The sequence below is a fragment of the Paraburkholderia sp. RL18-085-BIA-A genome (genome assembly GCF_046027075.1).
Lineage (GTDB): Bacteria > Pseudomonadota > Gammaproteobacteria > Burkholderiales > Burkholderiaceae > Paraburkholderia.
In genome coordinates, this window is the sequence record NZ_JARESU010000371.1 from 1 (window position 1) to 1,998 (window position 1,998).

General features: G+C 64.9%; 1 protein-coding gene. It reads right to left on the minus strand.

What is annotated here, in order from left to right; translation table 11 throughout:
- A partial coding sequence (locus P0D89_RS52505) for an NADP-dependent malic enzyme (RefSeq protein WP_408371034.1) occupies positions 1-1,998 on the minus strand: 1,998 nt, incomplete at both ends.

Here is a 1,998-nt window from a genome sequence, read left to right on the forward strand (position 1 = left end):
CGCCGTCATGTTGACGATCCGGCGCACCGTCGCCGAAGGCGTCAGCACGTGCACCGGCTGGGCCGCGCCGAGCAGCATCGGGCCAATCGCGATGTTGTTGCCCGCCGCGGTCTTCAGCAGGTTGTACGAGATGTTGGCCGCATCGATGTTCGGCAGCACCAGCAGGTTCGCGTCGCCTTCGAGCGTCGAATCGGGCAGCACCTCGCGACGCAGATTCGCGTCGAGCGCCACGTCGCCGTGCATTTCGCCGTCCACCTGCAGTTCCGGCGCGCGTTGGCGCAGGATCTCCAGCGTGTCGCGCATCTTCTGCGCGGTCGGCGCGTTGCTCGAACCGAAGTTCGAATGCGACACCAGCGCGACCTTCGGCTCGATACCGAATCGGCGCACTTCCTCGGCGGCCATGATGGTGATCTCGGCCAGCTGCTCCGGCGTCGGATCGACGTTCACGTGCGTGTCCACCAGGAAAATCTGCCGGTTCGGCAGCACCAGCGCGTTCATCGCCGCGTACACCGCGCAGCCTTCGCGCTTGCCGATCACCTGGTCGATGAAGTGCAGATGCCGGTGCGTCGTGCTGATCGTGCCGCAGATCATGCCGTCCGCCTCGCCCTTCTTCACCAGCATCGCGCCGATCAGCGTGGTGCGGCGGCGCATTTCGAGCTTCGCCATCTGCGGCGTGATGCCCTTGCGCGACATCATCTTCGCGTATTCCTGCCAGAAATCACGGTAACGCTCGTCATGATCGGTGTTGACGACCGTGTAGTCCTGCCCCGCGACCAGCCGCAGACCGTAGCGCGCCATGCGCTGCTCGATCACCGCCGGACGCCCGATCAGGATCGGCCTGGCCAGCTTTTCGTCGACGATGATCTGGATCGCGCGCAACACGCGCTCTTCTTCGCCCTCCGCGAACACGATGCGCTTCTTCTCCGGCTCGACACCACGCGCGAGCTGGAAAATCGGCTTCATGGTCGTGCCGCTGTGATACACGAACTGCTGCAGATGCTGCTGGTACGCTTCCATGTCCTCGATCGGACGCTCGGCGACGCCTGAATCCATCGCGGCCTTCGCCACCGCCGGCGCGACCTTGACGATCAGACGCGGATCGAACGGCTTCGGAATCAGATATTCCGGCCCGAACGACAGATCCTGAATGCCGTACGCGGTCGCGACGATGTCGCTCTGCTCCTGGCGCGCCAGTTCGGCGATCGCATTGACCGCCGCGATTTCCATTTCCCGCGTCACCGTGGTCGCGCCCGCATCCAGTGCGCCGCGGAACAGGAACGGGAACACCAGCACGTTGTTCACCTGGTTCGGGTAGTCGGTGCGGCCCGTGCACAGCACGGCGTCCGGGCGCACTTCGAGCGCCAGTTCCGGCAGGATTTCCGGTGTCGGATTGGCCAGCGCGAGAATCAGCGGCTTGTCGGCCATCTGCTTGACCATGTCCTGCTTGAGCACGCCGCCCGCCGACAGGCCGAGGAACACGTCCGCACCGCCGATCGCTTCGGCGAGCGTGCGCGCATCGGTTTCACGCGCGAAGCGTTCCTTGTCCGGGTCCATCAGCTCGACGCGGCCCTTGTAGACCACGCCGGCCAGGTCGGTGACGAGAATGTTTTCGAGCGGCAGGCCGAGATCGACCAGCAGATCCAGACAGGCCAGCGCCGCGGCGCCCGCGCCGGAGGCGACCAGCTTGACCGACTTGATGTCCTTGCCGACCACCTTCAGACCGTTGGTGATCGCCGCCGCGACGACGATCGCCGTGCCGTGCTGGTCGTCGTGGAAGACCGGAATCTTCATGCGCTTGCGGCATTCCCGTTCGACGATGAAGCAGTCCGGCGCCTTGATGTCTTCCAGGTTGATGCCGCCGAAGGTCGGTTCGAGCGCGGCGATCACCTCGACCAGCTTGTGCGGGTCGGACTCGTTCAGCTCGATATCGAACACGTCGATGCCGGCGAACTTCTTGAACAGCACGGCCTTGCCTTCCATGACCGGCTTCGACGCGAG